The organism is Streptomyces sp. R21 (genome assembly GCF_041051975.1).
Lineage (GTDB): Bacteria > Actinomycetota > Actinomycetes > Streptomycetales > Streptomycetaceae > Streptomyces.
On the sequence record NZ_CP163435.1, the window covers coordinates 5813277 to 5830850 of the forward strand.

Here is a 17574-nt window from a genome sequence, read left to right on the forward strand (position 1 = left end):
CGACAGGCCGACCCTTCCCTCATATCCCTCATTTTTTCGAAACGAAGTCCCGGAGTGGGTACCCCCATGTCTGAAACAGCAAAGGCCACTGCCTCCTTGGAGGAGCGGGCCGCGCACAGCAACCGCTGGAAGGCGCTCGCGTTCATCGCGCTCGCCCAGCTGATGGTCGTCCTCGACGCGACGATCGTGAACATCGCACTGCCCTCCGCCCAGACCGACCTGGGGATCTCGGACGGCAACCGGCAGTGGGTCATCACGGCCTACGCCCTCGCCTTCGGCGGACTGCTGCTCTTCGGCGGCCGTATCGCCGACATCTGGGGCCGCAAGCGCACCTTTGTCACCGGCCTGGTCGGCTTCGCCGCCGCGTCCGCCCTCGGCGGCGCCGCTCAGAGCGAGGCCATGCTGCTGGGCTCCCGTGCCTTGCAGGGTGCCTTCGGCGCACTGCTCGCGCCCGCCGCGCTCTCCCTCCTCGCGGTGATGTTCACCGACGCCAAGGAGCGCGCGAAGGCGTTCGGCATCTACGGTGCGATCGCCGGTGGTGGTGGCGCCGTCGGCCTGATCCTCGGCGGCTTCCTCACCGAGTACCTGAACTGGCGCTGGACGTTCTTCGTCAACATCCCGTTCGCGATCGTCGCGGCCGCGGGCGCGTACTTCGTCATCCGTGAGCCGGCCGGCGGCCGCAACCGCTCGCCGCTCGACATCCCGGGCGTCATCCTCTCGACCCTCGGTCTGGTCTCCCTGGTCTACGGCTTCACGCGCGCCGAGTCCGAGGGCTGGAGCGACTCCGTGACGATCGGCATGTTCGTCGCGTCCGCCGTGCTCCTCGCGTCCTTCGTGTTCGTCGAGTCCCGGGTCAAGGCGCCGCTGCTGCCGCTGCGCGTCATCACCGACCGCAACCGCGGCGGCGTGTACCTCTCGCTCGGCCTCGCGATCATCGCGATGTTCGGCCTGTTCCTCTTCCTGACCTACTACCTGCAGATCGTGAAGGGCTACTCGCCGGTCAAGACCGGCTTCGCCTTCCTGCCGATGATCGTGGGCATGATCACGGGCTCCACGCAGATCGGCGCCCGCCTGATGACCCGCGTCCCGGCACGGCTGCTGATGGGGCCCGGCTTCCTGACCGCCGCGATCGGCATGCTGCTGCTGACGCAGATGGAGATCGGCTCCTCCTACGCCGCTCTGCTGCTGCCGGCCATGCTGCTGCTCGGCCTCGGTATGGGTACGGCGTTCATGCCGGCGATGTCCCTCGCCACCATCGGCGTGCAGCCGCGTGACGCCGGTGTCGCCTCGGCCATGGTCAACACCTCGCAGCAGGTGGGCGGCGCGATCGGTACGGCGCTGCTGAACACGATCGCAGCCTCGGCCACCACCTCGTACATCAAGGACCACATCGCCGGTGCGGCCTCCAAGCCGCAGCAGCAGCTGGTCCAGCTCGAGGGCATGGTGAAGGGCTACACCAGCGCCATCTGGTTCGCCGTCGGCATCCTGGTCGTCGCCTCGGCGATCGCCTTCACCTTCGTCAACGCCGGCCGCCCGGACCTGACCCCGGCCTCCGGCTCGGCCGAGGGCGACGGTGTCGAGGACGAGCTCAAGGTGCCGGTGATAGCCCACTGACCGGCCACCCCGCACCGGCCGGCCTCATCGGCTGAGCCGCTTCCCACCGGGTACTTCGCGTACGTACGAGGGGTGGGGACGCCTCGTACTTACGAATCCCAGGGTCCGCCCCGGTTCCGAGCTCAGCGGGACCGGGGCGGACCCACGTCCGCGTCCGGTGCCTGCCCGGCGGGACCGGGGCGGACGTCCGCGTCCGGTGCCTGCCCGGCGGCTAGCGCAGCCACGGCAGGTCCGCACCCGCTTCGTTCGGCTGAAGTCCCTCGGCGACGATCTCCATGATCTCGCCGAGGGCCTTCTGCTGTTCGGGGGAGAGCCGCTCGAACATCGCCTGCCGTACGGCGGACACATGGCCCGGCGCGGTCCGGCCGAGCACCTCGAAGCCCTCGTCGGTCAGCACCGCGAACTGGCCCCGCTTGTCGGAGGGACAGTCCTCGCGGCGCACCCAGCCGTTCTTCTCCAGGCGGGCGATCGCGTGCGAGAGCCGGGAGCGGGTGATCTTCGCCTTCATGGCCAGCTCGGTCATCCGCAGCCGCCGGCCCGGGGCCTCGGCGAGCGCGACGAGGAGCCCGTAGTAGATGTGCGGCATCCCCGCGTCGCGCTGCAACTGGCGGTCGAGGTGGTCCTCGAGGAGGGTGGTGGCGTGCATGTAGGAGCGCCAGATGCGCTGCTCCTCGTCGGTGAGCCAGCGAGGCTCTTCTGCGCGTGCGGATGCCGGTGCCGTGTTCATGTACTCCACTGTACGAGCCTCCTCCTTGAATGTTAAACAACCTGAGGGTAAGCTGTGCCGGAGAAAGCTTGAGGATTAAAGTAAGTGCGGTAAACGCTGTACAGGCCGTAAGTGCTGTGCAGCGGGTACGCGCCCAGTAGTACGTGAACCCTTGGAGGGAGTAGCCGTCATGTCCGCCGCCACTCAGGAGCGCATGCCCGCCCTCTATCTCAGCCACGGCGCACCGCCGCTCGCGGACGACCCGATCTGGCCCGGCCAACTCGCCGCCTGGTCGGCCGAGCTGCCCCGCCCCAAGGCGATCCTCGTCGTCTCCGCCCACTGGGAGGAGGCCCCGCTCGCCCTCGGCGCGGTGCACACCGTGCCCCTCGTCTACGACTTCTGGGGCTTCCCCGAGCACTACTACCAGGTGACGTACGGCGCCCCCGGCGCCCCTGAACTCGCCGAGTCCGTCAGGAAGTTGCTGCGCGCGCCCGGTACGCCGGTGCAGGACATCCCGGACCGCGGGCTCGACCACGGGGCGTACGTCCCGCTCGTCGAGATGTTCCCGGACGCCGACATCCCGGTGCTGCAGATCTCCATGCCGACCCTCGACCCGGTCCGGCTGATGGAGATCGGCCGCAGGCTGGCGCCGCTGCGCGACGAGGGCGTCCTGATCATGGGTTCCGGGTTCTTCACGCACAACCTGGCGGCGCTGCGGCAGGGCGGCATCCCGTCCTGGTCCGTCGAGTTCGACGACTGGGGCCACCGGGCTCTGGACGCCCACGACTGGGACGCGCTGCTCGACTTCACTCGCAAGTCCCCGTCCGGGCAGCTGGCCCACCCCCGCACCGAGCACTTCGCCCCGCTCTTCGTGGCGATGGGCGCGGCGGACGCGACGGGCGAACTGGACGGGCCCCGGTCGGTGATCGACGGGTTCTGGTTGGGGCTGGCGAAGCGGTCGGTGCAGTTCGGCTGACGCGGGCCGTTCCCGTCGTAGAGGCGGCTCTCCCGGTCGTAGAGGCGGCTCTCCCGGTCGTGGCGGCGGCTCTCCCGGCCTACAACTCCTTCTCGTACCAGGCGACATCCCAGTAGCGGCCGAACTTGCGGCCCACCTCGCGGTAGGTCCCCACGTGCCGGAACCCGAAGCGTTCGTGCAGCCGCACGGACGCTTCGTTCGGCTGTGCGATGCCCGCGTAGGCGCGATGCAGGTCTTCTTTGGCGAGCGCCTCGAAGAGGGACTTGTAAAGGAGTGTGCCGATGCCGTGACCGCCCGCATCGGGCGCGAGGTAAATGGTGACCTCTACGGAGGTGGCGTACGCGGGCTTGGGGCGAAACGCGCTGGATGTGGCGTAGCCAAGAATCGTCTGTGAGTTCACATCGGTGGCAACCATTAGCCGATGCGGGCCGTCTTCAGGGTGGGAGAGCAGCCAGGGGCGGCGCTCTTCCGACGTGAAGGCAGCGGTATCGAATGTGATCGGCGTCTCACGTACGTAGTGGTTGTATATGTCAGTGAGGGCGTCGAGGTCCTCTTCGACTCCTGGCCTGACCTGCACCTCTGTACGTTCCGACGGCATTCGGCCTCCCCATGTGGCGGCACAGGGTACTGCATGATCAGAAAAACAGGGGGGTGCGTTGGGAATTCTGTCCGGATTCCAGTCGTTGTTTCCTTCAGATGCCGGGCACCCGACGAGGGTGAACCGAGTGTCCTGGACCACCCGCTAGCCCACCATCGCAAGGGAGCACGCATGGCAACCCGTGCCGTCGCCGCGCGTCGTACGTCCGCCACCCGCGGAACCGACACGCGAAACAGCGTTCGCGCCTCGAGCGGCGAGATCGCCGACCGCGACCTGGTCGGCATGTACCTCGACGAGATAGCGCGTACGCCTCTGCTCGACGCCGCCAAGGAAGTCGAGCTGTCCCAGATCATCGAGGCGGGTGTGTTCGCCCAGCAGATCCTCGACGGCGAGGTGAGCGACGCCAAGGCGGACGCGTCCCGCGAGGAACTCGAAGAGCTCGTCGCCGAGAGCGAGCGGGCCAAGGACGTCTTCATCCGCTCGAACCTCCGGCTGGTCGTCGCCGTGGCGCGCCGCTACCCCCGTAGCGGACTGCCGCTGCTGGACCTGATCCAGGAGGGCAACGCCGGCCTGGTGCGCGCGGTCGAGAAGTTCGACTACCGCAAGGGCTTCAAGTTCTCGACGTACGCCACGTGGTGGATCCGCCAGGCCATCACCCGCTCCATCGCCGACCAGTCGCGCACGATCCGCCTCCCCGTCCACCTGGTCGAGGAACTGGGCCGGATCCGCCGGGTGCAGCGCGAGTTCAACCGTAAGAACGGGCGGGACCCCGAGCACGCGGAGATCGCCGCCGAGCTGGACACGACCGAGGCGCGCGTGGGCGACGTCCTGGACTGGGCCCGCGACCCGGTCTCGCTGAACATGGCGGTGGACGACGACGGTGACACCCAGTTCGGCGACCTCCTGGAGGACACGTCCGCGGTCTCGCCGGAGCAGTCGGTCCTGACCCTGCTGCGCAGCGAGGAGCTGGACGACCTGATCGGCCGCCTCGACCAGCGCACGGCCTCGATCATCAAGATGAGGTACGGCATCGAGGACGGCCGGGAGCGCACGCTCACCGAGGTCGGCAAGGAGCACGGCCTCACGCGCGAGCGCATCCGCCAGATCGAGAAGCACGCCCTGCTGGAGCTGAAGAAGCTCGCACGCAGCACGGGGTTCGACGCCGCGGCGTAGAGCGTGCGTGGGTCATGGAGAGAGGCATGGGGAGCCGAAAGGCGGGCAGGGGTGACCTTCGATGACGCGTGATGACACGAGATGACGTAAACGGACGTGTTGGTAGCGAAAATCGACCGGACATGGCCATGTAAAGCCGCTTCAACCCGCTGAGCGCTGGGCACAAGACTTCAGGGCCCAAGCTCCACGGACCGACCCTCAGGGCCCGGGCGCCACGCCCAGGTCCCCCAGAACCGAGTTCCGACGCACTCCCCCCTCGCGTCGGAACTCCTCCGAGCCGAGCTCCGGCGCCTCACCCCCCCCTGGCGCCGGGGCTCGGCTCCATTTTGTTTCGGGGGTGCCGGGACGGTTCGTTTCTGGGGTGCCGGGACGGCGGGGCGCCGGGATGGTGGGATGGGATTGTCGCGGGGACGTGGATGCCGGGGGTCCGTGGATGCCGCGGGTCCGTACGCGGTGAGGCGGCTCCGGCGTACGTCGCGGGGCTGCGCCGGCGTACGCGGTACGGCGGTTTTCGGGCAGGTCGACGGGCCACCCCGAACCTGAACCCCGGGGTGACCCGGATGGCAGATTCTGCCACAGCGGCATAACCTGCCGTCCGTGACCGGTACCAACCCTGGCGGAGGGGCGCCGTGGTCGGGCCCCTCGCTGATCGAACGACGCAAAGCAGCCACCCGCATGGAGATCGCCCGCTCCGCTGCCGCGCTCTTCATGCGAAACGGTCTGCGGGCCACCCGCGCGGAGGACATCGCCCGCGCCGCCGGCATCGCCCCGCGCACGTTCTACCGCTACTTCGCGAGCAAGGAGGAGGCCCTCGGCCCCCTCTTCGCCGCGGGCGCACAGAAATGGGCGGAGGCCGTACGCGACGCCCCGGCCGACCTGCCCGTCCCCGAAGCGCTGCGGCACGCCGTCGTACAGACCCTGACACCCGGCATCGGCGTGCGGAGGGAATCCCTGGAGTGGGTCCGCTCCCTGCTCCGACTGGCGGAGGGCAGTCCGGCCCTGCTGCGCGTGTGGGGCGAGGCGTGCCAGTTGGGGGAGCGGACGCTGGCGGGGGTGTTGGGGGCGCGGGCGCAGGTCGACTCCGCCGGGCAGGCTGAGCGAGTGGTCGCCGATTCCGCCGGGCAGGCCGAGGTCGCCGCCGTGGCTGTGTCGCCCGAGCTCCGCTTCAGTGCCGCCGTGGCGAGCGCGGCGGTTCGCGTGGCGGTGGAGGCCTGGGCCGCCGGGGACGCCGCGTCGGACGGCCCGGACAGCCCGGCCGAGCTGGCGCTGCGTCACCTCGGGGCGCTGCGGGACTTTCCGTGGAGTGCCGCATGAGGTGCCGTACGGCGGCGTAGGGGGTGTCGTACGGCGTAACGCTGAGCCACGGCGGGTGGTGCCGTGTGGCGTGGCGCTGAGCTACGGCGGGTGCGTGGTGGGCGATGCGCTGTGCGTGGTGGGCGATGCGCGGTGGGCGACGCGGGGTGCGTTCATGGGCGGCCGCCCGCCGCCCGGGTCAGCCGGGCGCCCAACTCCCGTAGATAGCCGACCAGTTCCGGCGGCTCATGGACCGTGAACTCGCAGTCGACCATCGCGATCCGCACCGCCAGCCACTCCAGGGAGTCGCCGGAGGAGGCGCGCAGCCGGCAGCTGTGGTCGTCGATCGGCTCCGGCGCGCCGACCCACTTGGGCAGGCGCGCGGCGATGAAGTCGGCGGGCGCGGCGAAGGTGACGTCGAACTCGTACGTCTCCTGCCGCCCGAACATCGACTGCCGCAGAAACTCCGCCGCGTTGCCCGTGGGCAGCTCACGCGGGGTGAAGCGGGCCCCCGTCGCGAAGGGCTCGGCGACCCGGTCGACGCGGAACGTACGCCAGTCCTCGCGATCGAGGTCGTAGGCGACGAGGTACCAGCGGCGGCCGGTCGACACCAGCCGGTACGGCTCGGTCAGGCGCCGCGACGGCGTCCCGTCCCCGGAGCGGTACGCGAACCGCAGCCGCTCCTGCCCGGCCACCGTCGAGGCCATCACGGTCAGCGTCTCGGGGGCGATGCTCGCGCCGTCGCCGCTGGTCAGCGGGGTGGTGGCGGCCTGGAGGGTGGACACGCGGTGCCGCAGTCGGCTCGGCAGCACCTGCTCCAGCTTGGCGAGGGCCCGTACGGAGGCCTCGTCCACGCCCTCGACGGCGTGCCCGGCGCCGGCTCGCAGCCCCACCGCGATCGCCACCGCCTCCTCGTCGTCCAGCACGAGCGGCGGCATCGCCTTCCCGGCCACCAGCCGGTACCCGCCGTCGGCACCCTTGCTGGCCTGCACCGGATAGCCCAGCTCACGCAGCCGGTCGACGTCGCGGCGGACCGTACGACGGGACACCCCGAGCCGCTCGGAGAGCTCGCCACCGGGCCACTCGCGGGGGGTCTGGAGGAGGGAGAGAAGCTGGAGCAGCCGCGCCGGGGTGTCGGTCGTCATGGTGTCTCCTCGGTCGGATCGAAGCTTCGGGTCGGACGGTTCGGGTTGGTGCTTCGGGTCGGACGGTTCGGGTTGGTGCTTCGGGTCGGACGGTTCGGGTCGGTGCTCGGGGTCGGGCGGTTCGGGTCGGTGCTCGGCGTCAGACGGTCCGGATCGGTTCTTGTGGTCACGAGTTCCAGGGTCCCGTAGAACTAGGACATGATCTGACCTAATAGGGTTCTATCTTCGATGCATGACCTCCACCGACACCCCTCTGAGCAGCCCGGCCGCCGAGGCCGCCGCAGCAGACACGGCCGACCGGCGCCGCTGGCTCGCACTCGCCATCGTGATGACCGCGGCCTTCATGGACCTGGTCGACGTCACGATCGTCAACATCGCGATTCCGTCCATCCAGCGCGACGCGGGCGCGTCGTTCAGCCAGATCCAGTGGATAACCGCGGGCTACGCGCTGGCCTTCGCCGCCGGGCTGATCACCGGTGGACGGCTCGGTGACATCCACGGCCGCAAGCGGCTCTTCCTCATCGGCGTCGGCGGATTCACGATCGCCTCCGCGCTCTGCGGCTTCGCCGCGAACCCGGAGATGCTCGTCGCCTCGCGCATCCTGCAGGGCGGCATGGCCGCGATGATGGTGCCGCAGGTGCTGTCGATCGTGCACGCCACGTTCCCGGCGCACGAACGCGGCAAGGTCTTCGGGATGTTCGGCGCGGTCGTCGGGCTCGGCGCCGTGTCCGGCCCGCTGCTCGGCGCCCTGCTCACCCAGTGGAACCTCTTCGGCCTCGAATGGCGGCCGATCTTCCTCATCAACCTGCCGGTGGGCGTGGCCGCGCTGATCCTGGGCCGGAAGTTCATCACCGAGTCCAAGGCGCCGAAGGCGCTCAAGCTCGACCTCGTCGGCGTCGCGCTGGTCACCCTCGGCCTGCTGATGCTGCTCTACCCGCTCACCCGCGGCCGCGAGCTGGGCTGGCCGCTGTGGGGGTACGTGTCGATGGCCGGTGCGCTCGGTGTGTTCGCGGCGCTGGTGGCGTACGAGCGGCGGAAGGCGGCGCGGGACGGTTCGCCGCTGGTCGAGCTGTCGCTGTTCAAGGTGAAGAGCTTCGCGGCGGGCATCGCCGTACAGACCGTCTTCGGAATCGCGCTCGGCATCTTCTTCCTGGTCTGGACGATGTACATGCAGATCGGGCTGGGCTGGAGCCTGCTGCGGGCCGGTCTGACCGGGGTGCCGTTCTCGATCGCCGTGTCGGCTGCGGCGGGCATGTCGGTGCAGCTGCTGGTCCCGCGCTTCGGACGCAAGGTGCTCCAGGCGGGCGCCCTGATCATGGCGGTCGGCGTGCTGCTCTACATCTGGGAGTCCGACCGGTACGGCATGGACATCGCCTCCTGGCAGATGGCGCTCCCGCTGGTGGTCATGGGCGCGGGCATGGGCTTCATCGTGGCCCCGCTGACGGACGCGGTGCTGTCGGAGGTCCCGCGCGAGCACGCCGGTTCGGCTTCCGGGCTCATCAACACCGTGCAGCAGATGGGCAATGCCCTCGGGCTCGGGCTGGTCTCCGTGGTCTTCTTCGGCCAGATCGGCGACCGGCTCACTCGGGACCAGGTGGGCCCCGCCTTCGTGAACGCCTTCCAGTACGCGCTGGTCTGGGTCGCTGCGGTGATGGCCGCCATCTTCCTGCTGATGTTCGCGCTGCCGAAGCGGCCGGCGCAGCACGTGGAGGGCGGCGAGGCCGAAGCTGTGACGTCGGCGGAGGAGGAGGGGGAGAAGGAGCCGGAGCTCGTCTCCTGATTCTGAACCGTCCGGCTCAGTCCAAAGCCGTTCTGAATCAGGGCCCCGCACCTCAGGTGCGGGGCCCTTTTCGGTTGCCGTCGCAGGCCTTTCGGATGCCGCCTCAGGGGGCGAAAGTCCGTTCATGCCCACTTGAGGCCCGAACCTGTTTACTTTCCGGAAATCCGGGCGTAGCCTCCGAGTTAAACCACAGGTTCGGGCATTAATCGGAGGCGAACGGGTATGTACGCACCGGAGCGGCAGCAGGAGATCCTCCGGCTCGCCCGTGACGGCGGCCGGGTGGATGTCGTGTCGCTGGCCGAGGAGTTCCAGGTGACGGCGGAGACCATCCGCCGCGACCTGAAGGCCCTCGACCGCGCGGGACTCCTGCGCCGTGTGCACGGTGGTGCGATCCCGGCCGGACGCCTGGACTTCGAGCCCGACGTCGCCGAGCGCGAGTCCACCGCGGCCGACGAGAAGGACCGGATCGCCAAGTCCGCTCTCTCGGAGCTGCCGGGCGAGGGCACGATGATCCTCGACGCCGGGACGACGGTCTCCCGCCTCGCCGGCATGATCCCGCTGGAGTCGACGCTCACGGTCGTCACACACAGCCTGCCGAACGCCGCCCGCCTCGCGGACCATCCCGGCATCCAACTCCACCTGGTCGGGGGGCGCGTACGACACCGCACGCGCGCCGCCGTGGACGCGTGGGCGCTCCGCGCATACGGCGAGATCCGCGCCGACGTCCTCTTCATCGCCGCCAACGGCTTCTCCGCCGAACACGGACTGACCACCCCCGACCTCGCCGAGGCCGCCGTGAAGCGCGCGGCCGTCCACGCCGCGCGCCGCGTGGTGCTCCTCGCCGACTCCTCCAAGCACGGCCAGGAGCACTTCGCCCGCTTCGGCGACCTGAGCGATGTGGACCTGCTGATCACCGACAGCGGCTTGAGCCCCGAGGACGCCGCCGCCATCGAGCGCGCCGGCACGGAAGTAGTACGCGCATGATCGTCACCGTCACCCCCAACCCCTCCCTCGACCGCACATACGAGGTGCCCGCGCTCGACCGCGGTGAGGTCATCCGGGCCACCGGCGAGCGGATGGACCCGGGCGGCAAGGGCGTGAACGTCTCGCGGGCGGTCGCCGCCGCCGGACAGCGCACGGTGGCTGTCCTGCCCCTGGGTGGTGCGCCGGGCGCACTTGTCGCCGACCTGCTCGACGCGCAGGGCATCGAGGTCGCGCCGGTCCCGGTCGCCGGGGCCACTCGCTCGAACATCGCGCTCGCCGAGGCGGACGGCGTACTGACGAAGATCAACGCGCCCGGACCGGAACTGTCGGCGGCCGAGGAGGAACTTCTCCTGGAGACCGTACGGCAGCAGTCGCGCGACGCCGACTGGATCGCATGCTGCGGGAGCCTGCCGCGGGGGCTCGCGCCGTCGTGGTACGCCGCGTTGGTCGCGCGGGCGCACGCCGAGGGCGCGCGGATCGCGCTGGACACGTCGGGGCCGGCGCTGCTGGAGGCGCTGCGCGAGCGGCCCGACGTGGTGAAGCCGAATGCCGAGGAGCTCGCGGAAGCCGTCGGGCGCCCCCTTGCCACGGTGGGCGACGCGATGAAGGCGGCCGAGGAGTTGCGTGAGCTGGGCGCGCGCGCCGTGCTCGCGAGCCTCGGCGCGGACGGGCAGCTGCTCGTCGACGCGTCGGGCGCCTGGTTCGGCAGCGCCCGGGTCGGCGCCGTGCGCAGCAACGTCGGCGCCGGCGACTCCTCGCTCGCCGGCTTCCTGATCGCCGGCGGCAGCGGCCCCGAGGCCCTAGCCTCCGCCGTCGCCCACGGCGCCGCGGCCGTCCAACTCCCCGGCAGCGTCATGCCGACCCCGGCCGACCTCACCCCCACCGCCGTGACCGTCACCTCGGAGGTCCCCATGGACCGCGCACTGACGGAGCCGGTGTCATGAACACCGGACCACGCGCCTACGAAGGCGGCGCCCAGGGCGCCTGGGCGTGCGGCTGCGCGCCTGGCGTCGCGGCCAACGGATCACGGGCACGCGCGACGGGCGCGTGGGCCGTCGCGGGCGCCGGATCGCGTACCCGCTGCTCAGGCCGGCTGGTTCCGGCAGCGTGCGTGCCCCGCACCTCCAGGCCAACGTGCGCGTCCCGTACGGCGATGCGCTCGTCCCGTACGGCTGCGCCCGCGTCCCGCACGCCCGTGTGTGCGCCCGGCACAGCGGTACGCGCGGCCCGTACACCCCCTGAACCGGCCCTGACGCGGCGGGACTCCCCGTTTCCTGCCGCAGCCGTCCGGAGGCGGGGTTTCCCCGGCCCCGCCTCCGCCCCTCCTGCCACCCCTGGCATCCCCGTTCCCTCGGAGTCCCTCTCCGAGCGCAGCACCCCCGTCCCCACCCCCGCCCACCACTCCCCTCGGGCGGCACGCGTGCGAAGGAGCCCGCGATGAGCGAGATGATCACCGCGGACCTGGTCGACCTCGACCTGTCCGCCGATACCAAAGAGGCGGCGGCACGCGCCCTCGCCGAGCGCATGGTGACCCTGGGCCGGGTGACCGACCTCGACGGCTTCCTCGCCGACGTGGCCGCCCGCGAGGCCCAGATGCCGACCGGTCTCGACGGCGGCATCGGCATCCCGCACTGCCGCAGCGAACACGTCACCGAGCCGACGCTCGCCTTCGGGCGCAGCGCCGCCGGGATCGACTTCGGCGCGCCGGACGGGCCCGCCGACCTCATCTTCCTGATCGCTGCACCGGCGGGCGCCGACGACGCGCATCTCACGATCCTGTCGTCCCTGGCCCGCCAGTTGATGAACGCCGAGTTCACGACCGCACTGCGGGCCGTGGACGACGCGGCGGCCGCGGCCGCGCTCATCCGCGGGGACTCGTCCCCGGCGGCCGCGGCCGCGTCGGGAGACGCCCGGGAATCCGAGGACTCCGCGGCGGTGTCGGCCGGGACGGCCTCCTCCGACGCCGCCGCGGACAGCACGGCCCCGGTGCCGGGTGCGACCGTCGAGGACGGACCCGCCCCGGCGCCGGGCGCCACGGACACCGACGGCGCACGCCCCTTCCGTATCGTCGCCGTCACCTCCTGCCCCACCGGCATCGCGCACACCTACATGGCGGCCGAGTCGCTGGAGAACGCGGGACGCGACGCCGCCGACGTCGAGATCGTCGTCGAGACGCAGGGCTCGGCCGGCTTCACCCGGCTCGACCCGGCTGTCATCGTCGCCGCGGACGGTGTGATCTTCGCGCACGACGTGCCCGTACGGGACAAGGACCGCTTCGCCGGAAAGCCGACCGTCGACGTCGGCGTGAAGGCCGGCATCAACCGCCCCGCCGAACTCATCTCGGAGGTCCGCGGCAAGGCGGAGCGCGGCGAGGTCACCGCGGGCGCCGCTTCGCCCGGTACACCGGTGGAGCGCGCCGGCGACTCCGGCGAGGGTTATGGCACCAAGCTCCGCAAGTGGCTCATGTCCGGCGTCAGTTACATGGTCCCCTTCGTTGCCGCGGGCGGTCTCCTCATCGCCCTCGGCTTCGCGATCGGCGGCTACAAGATCAACAAGGCGCCGTCGGTCATGGACCACTTCCTGTGGGCCCAGGCGGACAGCTGGGGCGCGCTGTTCTTCCAGATCGGCGTCGTCTCCTTCGGCTTCCTGGTCCCGGTCCTCGCCGGCTACATCGCATATGGCATGGCGGACCGGCCAGGACTCGTCCCCGGCTTCGTCGGCGGCGCGATCTCCCTCACCATCAACGCGGGCTTCCTCGGCGGTCTGGCCGCCGGTCTGATCGCCGGTGGTGTGGTGATCGCGATCCAGAAGGTCAAGATCCCCGCGTCCCTGCGCGGGATCATGCCGGTGGTGGTGATCCCGCTGATCTCCGCGGCGATCGTCGGGTTCCTGATGTTCGTGGTGATCGGCAAGCCCATCGCGTCCGCGCAGAAGGGCATGACCGACTGGCTGAACGGCCTCACCGGCACCAACGCCGTTCTGCTCGGCGCGCTGCTCGGCCTGATGATGTGCTTCGACCTCGGTGGCCCGGTCAACAAGGTCGCGTACACCTTCGCCACCGCGGGTATCGCGGTCGCCAGCCCCAGCGACTCCGCGATGAAGATCATGGCGGCCGTGATGGCGGCCGGTATGGTTCCGCCGCTGGCCATGGCCCTGGCAACGACCGTGCGCGGCAAGCTCTTCACCGAGACCGAGCGCGAGAACGGCAAGGCGGCCTGGGTCCTCGGTGCCTCCTTCATCTCGGAGGGCGCGATCCCGTTCGCGGCGGCCGACCCGCTGCGCGTCATCCCCTCGTCGATGGTGGGCGGCGCGGTCACCGGCGCCCTGTCGATGGCCTTCGGCGCCACGCTGCGCGCCCCGCACGGCGGAATCTTCGTGGTCCCGCTGATCGGCAACCCCTTCCTCTACCTCATCGCCATCGCCGCGGGCGTCGGCGTCACCTCCGCCCTGGTGGTCGTCCTGAAGGGCATGCGGAAGCAGGTACCCGGAGGCGCCGCCGCGGAGTTGGCCGACGCGCCGATATCCGCCCAGGCTGACTCGAAGCAGCCGGTCGCGGCCTGAAAGGAAGGCGAAGGTGCCTCAAGTGGCCTGAAAATAGGGGTCGTGACCTGAATCCCCCTTTACAGCTGCTGTGAGCTGTTTGCCGCACCTGCGAGATGCGTCACGGTCCGGGACCAAAGTCCCGGACCGTGGTGTCTACTGGAACGCATGCCTGAGCACGTGTCGACACTCCAGCTGATAGGCGTGGCCGTCCTCGCCCTGGCGACCGTCATCTGGGTCGTCGGCCTGGTGCGCCTCCTGCGCCGGAACCGGTTCGAGCTCGCGGCGTGGCGCCAGGGCGACGCCCTGGGGGCCCTGCCCAGCCAGCGCCAGGCGGGCCCGGTGGTGGAAGCCGTCGAACTGACTCCGGCGGAACGCGACGCATTCGCCGGTCTGGTACGCCAGTTCAGCGACGGCCGGCCGTAGCCGCCGGCCCTGCCTGTGACGGGCGGACTAACCTCGTTCGGCCGCCCGGCGCTCCATCGCCTCGCGCGCCGCGCCCTCCGTCGGATAGACCTCGCACATGTGCCGCCCGTCCGGCGTCGCCGTGTGCTCGACCTCCCACAGGGAGAGCTCCCGCCCGTCACGCAGCAGGAACGCGTGCTCGTAGAGCGAGAAGGACAGCCGCACCTGGCCGGCCCGGCAGGGACGCCCGAAGGCCTGGGTGATCTGGTGGGCGGACGCCGTGCGCAGCAGCGCGACGACGTCGGCCCCCGGACCGTCCGGGTTCTCCGCGCGCCGCAGCAGCCGACGTGCGTGATCCGCCGAGTCGTCGGGCGCGTACGCGTGCCGGGGCTCAGGGATCGGGGACAACTGCACCATCACGGGCAGTTCGAAGTCGGGGGTGTCCGGCGGCAGCGGCAGCCTGGCCGTCGCCGCGCGCAGCTCCTCCTCGTCCACGTACACCTCGTGCTGCGGATGGCTGCCGGGTGCCGTGTTGTGGACGAGCTCCCACAGAGTGAGCGCCGAGCCGTCCGCGAGCAGCCAGGTGTGCCGGTATGTCTCGCGGTGCAGCCCCGCGCTGTGGTGCGCGGAGTGCAGCGAACTGTCGTGCGCCAGCGCGCAGTCGAGCCGCCGTATCGCCTCGTCGGGCAGCTCGAAGGAGTTCAGGGCACGTCCGAGAAGTCGCTCGAGGTGCTCCTCCGGAGACTCGGGCGACTCGGGTTGTTCGTGCGCTGCCGTCTCGTACGGAACGCTCAAGGCTTCTCCCGGCGTTGCTGCATGTCACCTCGTGGGTGCATACCGTAGCCCCTCGGTCGGACATCATGTCCTGGATCCGAGAAAACGTACGGACAGAAAACGAGCGGGCCGCGAGGCAAGTTCCCACGCGGCCCGCCGAAGCCTCAAAAGGCCCTCGTCAGGCGGCACTTCCCGAGGTCCACGCGCTCCACGACATGTTCCAGCCGTTGAGGCCGTTGTCCGGCGCGACCGTCTTGTCGGGGGAGTTCTTCACCACGACGACGTCCCCGATGAGGGAGTTGTCGAAGAACCAGTGCGCGGGCGTGTCACTCTGCGCCCCCTGCGCGTCCGCGAGCCCGACACAGCCGTGACTGGTGCCCTCCCGGCCGAAGGGCGGGTTCCCCTGGTTGTACCAGTAGTTGCCGTGGACGAACGTCCCCGAAGTCGTCAGCCGCATCGCGTCCGGCACGTCCGAGATGTCGTACTCGCCGCCGTAGCCGACCGTCGAACCGTTCATCCGGGTCTGCCGGAACTTCTCGGAGATCACCATCTGCCCGTTGTACGTGCTGTGTTCCGCGCTGCCCGCCGAGATCGGGACCGACTTGAGGGTCTTGCCGTCGCGCACGACCGTCATGGTCTGCGTGTTGACGTCGACCGTGGACACCTGGGAGCGCCCGACGGTGAAGGTGACCGTCTTCTTCTGCACGCCGTAGACGCCCTTCGCGCCCTGTACGCCGTCCAGGTCGATCTTCATCGTGACCTTGGAGCTGGCCTTCCAGTAGTCCTTCGGCCGGAAGTCGAGCCGCTGCGCCCCGAACCAGTGCCCGACGACCTGCTGCCCGCTGCTGGAGGTGACCGTGATGTGCGACTGCACGGCCTTCGTGTCGCTGATCACCTTGTCGAAGTTGAAGGACACCGGCATGCCGACGCCGACCGTGGTGCCGTTGTCGGGCGCGTACGTACCGATGAAGCTGTTGGCCGAATCGACCGTCGTGAAGATGGAGTTGGCGGCCGAGGTGCGGCCGTCCGAGTCCTTGGCGGTCGCGGATATGCGGTACTTGGTGCCGCGCTCCAGCTGCTTCGCGGGCTTCCAGCTCTTCCCGTCCGCGGAGATCGCCCCGGCCACGTCGGTGCCCGCCTCCGACACCGTCATCTTCACGTCGGTCAGCTTCCCGTCGCTGACCTTCACACCGGTCGCGTTGATGGACGCGCTGGTCGAGCCGTCCTTCGCGGAGATCACGATCTTCGCGGTGGAGGTCTTGGCACCGCTTTTGCCGTTCTTGCCATCGGTGTCGGCGTTGGCGTTGCCGCCGCAGGCGGTGAGGGTGAGGGCGCCGACCATCAGGGCGGCACAGGCCCCCAGTGCGCGCCGCGCTGTTATGTCCGGCGTTGTCACGGGCTGCTCCAAGTTCTTGTGATGTGCGCGTTCCGCTCCAGTACGTGGAGAGAGAGCGAGCAGCGGCGCGAAGGGTTCCCCGCCCTCCGCGCCTGACGCCATCACGTGACAGAACCAGGACAATCACCCGGCAGTCGCCCTGAGACCGCTCCTAGTCACCGCCGTAGAGCGCCGCGTACGAGGGCCACACCCCGCCGGCCCCGTCCACCGACTCCGCCGCGCGCACGGCCCGCACGATCGCGCGCGTCACGAGATCCGCGCCCGCCGCGAGGATCTCGTTGAGCGCGAGGGGGTTCTCGGCGGCGAGCGGCCGGGCGCCGGTGGCCATGGCGAACACCGTGTCCCCGTCGTTCAGCAGATGCACCGGCCGCACGGCGCGCGCGATGCCGTCGTGCGCCGTGCCCGCGAGCTTCTGCGCCTGCGCGCGCGTGAGGTCCGCGTCGGTGGCGACGACCGCGAGCGTCGTGTTCAGCGGGGGAGGGGCGTTCTTCGCGGCAGCCTCGGCGAGCCGCTGCCGCGCGGCAGCGTGCACCTCGTCCGACGGGTAGGCGATACGGCCCTGGAACAACTCCCCGTACAGCGCCCCCGTCAGTGGATCCACCGCCGAGCCCGCCGCGTTGGCCACCACCAGCGCGGCCACCGTGATCCCCGAATCGAGGACGGCGCTCGCGGTGCCGACCCCGCCCTTGACCACGCCGACCGTAGCCCCGGTGCCGGCGCCCACACAGCCCTCCCGCACCGGAGCACCGGGTTCGCTCGCGGCGGCGGCCTCCACCGCGGCCCGGCCCGTGGACGCGTCCGGCCTCGCCCGGAAGTCGCCGCCGCGGCCCAGGTCGAAGACGCAGGCGGCGGGCACGACCGGCACGACGTGTGCCGGGTCCGGGCCCACGCGCACCCCGCGCCCCCGCTCCTCCAGCCAGGCCATCACCCCGGACGCCGAGTCCAGGCCGTAGGCGCTGCCCCCGGTCAGGACGACCGCCTCGACCTTCTGCACCAGGTTGCGCGGGTCGAGCGCGTCGGTCTCCTTGGTGCCGGGACCGCCTCCCCGCACGTCCACGGCCGCGATCGCGCCACCCTCGGGGGCGAGCACGACCGTGGTCCCGGTGAGCCAACCGTCGCCGGTGCGCGTCGCGTGGCCCACGCGCAGGCCCGCGACATCCGTCAGAGCGTCAACTGTCATGCCCTCAGTG

Annotated in this window: 16 protein-coding genes; 10 read left to right on the top strand and 6 right to left on the bottom strand. The window is 70.6% G+C overall.

From position 1 onward, the window contains the following. Positions 1–66: 66 nt before the first annotated feature. A complete protein-coding gene (locus AB5J56_RS26090; RefSeq protein ID WP_369235529.1) occupies positions 67–1614 on the top strand; it encodes an MFS transporter in 1548 nt (515 codons plus the stop codon). Positions 1615–1825: 211 nt separating this feature from the next. On the opposite strand, the gene AB5J56_RS26095 is transcribed toward AB5J56_RS26090, so the two are convergent. Next, positions 1826–2341: a MarR family winged helix-turn-helix transcriptional regulator gene (locus tag AB5J56_RS26095; protein WP_369235531.1), complete on the bottom strand. Its 516-nt coding sequence runs from the start codon at positions 2339–2341 to the stop codon at positions 1826–1828. A gap of 169 nt (positions 2342–2510) precedes the next feature. Here AB5J56_RS26095 and AB5J56_RS26100 point away from each other — a divergent pair, with 169 nt between their 5' ends. After that, entirely contained in the window at positions 2511–3296 is a 786-nt protein-coding gene (locus AB5J56_RS26100) for a dioxygenase (RefSeq protein WP_369235533.1), read from the top strand. Between the two features lie 79 nt (positions 3297–3375). Here AB5J56_RS26100 and AB5J56_RS26105 read toward each other — a convergent pair whose 3' ends face one another. Continuing rightward, on the bottom strand, positions 3376–3894 hold the full coding sequence (locus AB5J56_RS26105) for an N-acetyltransferase family protein (RefSeq protein ID WP_369235535.1): 519 nt from the start codon (positions 3892–3894) through the stop codon (positions 3376–3378). A 171-nt stretch (positions 3895–4065) separates the two neighbouring features. On the opposite strand from AB5J56_RS26105, the gene AB5J56_RS26110 reads away from it, so the two are divergent. After that, complete coding sequence (locus AB5J56_RS26110) at positions 4066–5067, top strand: RNA polymerase sigma factor RpoD/SigA (protein WP_369235537.1); 1002 nt, start codon at positions 4066–4068, stop codon at positions 5065–5067. A gap of 675 nt (positions 5068–5742) precedes the next feature. Continuing rightward, positions 5743–6381, top strand: a complete 639-nt coding sequence (locus AB5J56_RS26115; RefSeq protein ID WP_369242787.1) for a TetR family transcriptional regulator — start codon at positions 5743–5745, stop codon at positions 6379–6381. A gap of 152 nt (positions 6382–6533) precedes the next feature. Here the strand turns inward: AB5J56_RS26115 and AB5J56_RS26120 are convergent, their stop codons facing one another. After that, entirely contained in the window at positions 6534–7505 is a 972-nt protein-coding gene (locus AB5J56_RS26120; RefSeq protein ID WP_369235539.1) for a helix-turn-helix transcriptional regulator, read from the bottom strand. Between the two features lie 232 nt (positions 7506–7737). On the opposite strand from AB5J56_RS26120, the gene AB5J56_RS26125 reads away from it, so the two are divergent. The 6 genes from AB5J56_RS26125 to AB5J56_RS26150 all read left to right on the top strand — a co-directional run bounded on the left by AB5J56_RS26125 (position 7738) and on the right by AB5J56_RS26150 (position 14235). Further along, positions 7738–9285, top strand: coding sequence for an MFS transporter (locus AB5J56_RS26125; protein WP_369235541.1), 1548 nt, complete (start codon positions 7738–7740; stop codon positions 9283–9285). A gap of 222 nt (positions 9286–9507) precedes the next feature. After that, on the top strand, positions 9508–10269 hold the full coding sequence (locus AB5J56_RS26130; protein WP_369235543.1) for a DeoR/GlpR family DNA-binding transcription regulator: 762 nt from the start codon (positions 9508–9510) through the stop codon (positions 10267–10269). Further along, positions 10266–11213, top strand: a complete 948-nt coding sequence (gene pfkB / locus AB5J56_RS26135; RefSeq protein WP_369235545.1) for a 1-phosphofructokinase — start codon at positions 10266–10268, stop codon at positions 11211–11213. Before AB5J56_RS26130 ends, pfkB begins: the two co-directional genes overlap by 4 nt. A 163-nt stretch (positions 11214–11376) precedes the next feature. After that, positions 11377–11511 carry a hypothetical protein gene (locus tag AB5J56_RS26140; protein ID WP_369235547.1) on the top strand — a complete coding sequence of 45 codons (135 nt, stop codon included), beginning with the start codon at positions 11377–11379 and terminating at the stop codon, positions 11509–11511. Between the two features lie 195 nt (positions 11512–11706). Continuing rightward, complete coding sequence (locus AB5J56_RS26145; RefSeq protein WP_369235549.1) at positions 11707–13830, top strand: fructose-specific PTS transporter subunit EIIC; 2124 nt, start codon at positions 11707–11709, stop codon at positions 13828–13830. 147 nt (positions 13831–13977) lie between these two features. Further along, the gene (locus AB5J56_RS26150) at positions 13978–14235 is read left to right on the top strand and encodes a hypothetical protein (protein ID WP_369235551.1); all 258 of its coding nucleotides are present in this window, start codon (positions 13978–13980) and stop codon (positions 14233–14235) included. A gap of 27 nt (positions 14236–14262) precedes the next feature. Here AB5J56_RS26150 and AB5J56_RS26155 read toward each other — a convergent pair whose 3' ends face one another. From AB5J56_RS26155 to AB5J56_RS26165, 3 genes are all read right to left on the bottom strand, one after another. Next, complete coding sequence (locus AB5J56_RS26155; protein ID WP_369235553.1) at positions 14263–15009, bottom strand: DUF6227 family protein; 747 nt, start codon at positions 15007–15009, stop codon at positions 14263–14265. A 157-nt stretch (positions 15010–15166) separates the two neighbouring features. Continuing rightward, positions 15167–16384, bottom strand: coding sequence for an Ig-like domain-containing protein (locus AB5J56_RS26160; RefSeq protein WP_369235555.1), 1218 nt, complete (start codon positions 16382–16384; stop codon positions 15167–15169). Positions 16385–16535: 151 nt separating this feature from the next. Then, positions 16536–17564 carry a P1 family peptidase gene (locus AB5J56_RS26165; protein WP_369235557.1) on the bottom strand — a complete coding sequence of 343 codons (1029 nt, stop codon included), beginning with the start codon at positions 17562–17564 and terminating at the stop codon, positions 16536–16538. Between the last annotated feature and the right edge of the window lie 10 nt (positions 17565–17574).

Excerpts from the sequence above, each read along its gene's own strand:
- AB5J56_RS26125 (WP_369235541.1), top strand. The coding sequence starts at position 7,738 with ATGACCTCCACCGACACCCCTCTGAGCAGCCCGGCCGCCGAGGCCGCC.
- AB5J56_RS26110 (WP_369235537.1), top strand. The coding sequence starts at position 4,066 with ATGGCAACCCGTGCCGTCGCCGCGCGTCGTACGTCCGCCACCCGCGGA.
- AB5J56_RS26145 (WP_369235549.1), top strand. The coding sequence starts at position 11,707 with ATGAGCGAGATGATCACCGCGGACCTGGTCGACCTCGACCTGTCCGCC.
- AB5J56_RS26095 (WP_369235531.1), bottom strand. The coding sequence starts at position 2,341 with ATGAACACGGCACCGGCATCCGCACGCGCAGAAGAGCCTCGCTGGCTC.
- AB5J56_RS26090 (WP_369235529.1), top strand. The coding sequence starts at position 67 with ATGTCTGAAACAGCAAAGGCCACTGCCTCCTTGGAGGAGCGGGCCGCG.
- pfkB (WP_369235545.1), top strand. The coding sequence starts at position 10,266 with ATGATCGTCACCGTCACCCCCAACCCCTCCCTCGACCGCACATACGAG.
- AB5J56_RS26165 (WP_369235557.1), bottom strand. The coding sequence starts at position 17,564 with ATGACAGTTGACGCTCTGACGGATGTCGCGGGCCTGCGCGTGGGCCAC.
- AB5J56_RS26100 (WP_369235533.1), top strand. The coding sequence starts at position 2,511 with ATGTCCGCCGCCACTCAGGAGCGCATGCCCGCCCTCTATCTCAGCCAC.
- AB5J56_RS26150 (WP_369235551.1), top strand. The coding sequence starts at position 13,978 with ATGCCTGAGCACGTGTCGACACTCCAGCTGATAGGCGTGGCCGTCCTC.
- AB5J56_RS26130 (WP_369235543.1), top strand. The coding sequence starts at position 9,508 with ATGTACGCACCGGAGCGGCAGCAGGAGATCCTCCGGCTCGCCCGTGAC.
- AB5J56_RS26120 (WP_369235539.1), bottom strand. The coding sequence starts at position 7,505 with ATGACGACCGACACCCCGGCGCGGCTGCTCCAGCTTCTCTCCCTCCTC.
- AB5J56_RS26105 (WP_369235535.1), bottom strand. The coding sequence starts at position 3,894 with ATGCCGTCGGAACGTACAGAGGTGCAGGTCAGGCCAGGAGTCGAAGAG.
- AB5J56_RS26115 (WP_369242787.1), top strand. The coding sequence starts at position 5,743 with ATGGAGATCGCCCGCTCCGCTGCCGCGCTCTTCATGCGAAACGGTCTG.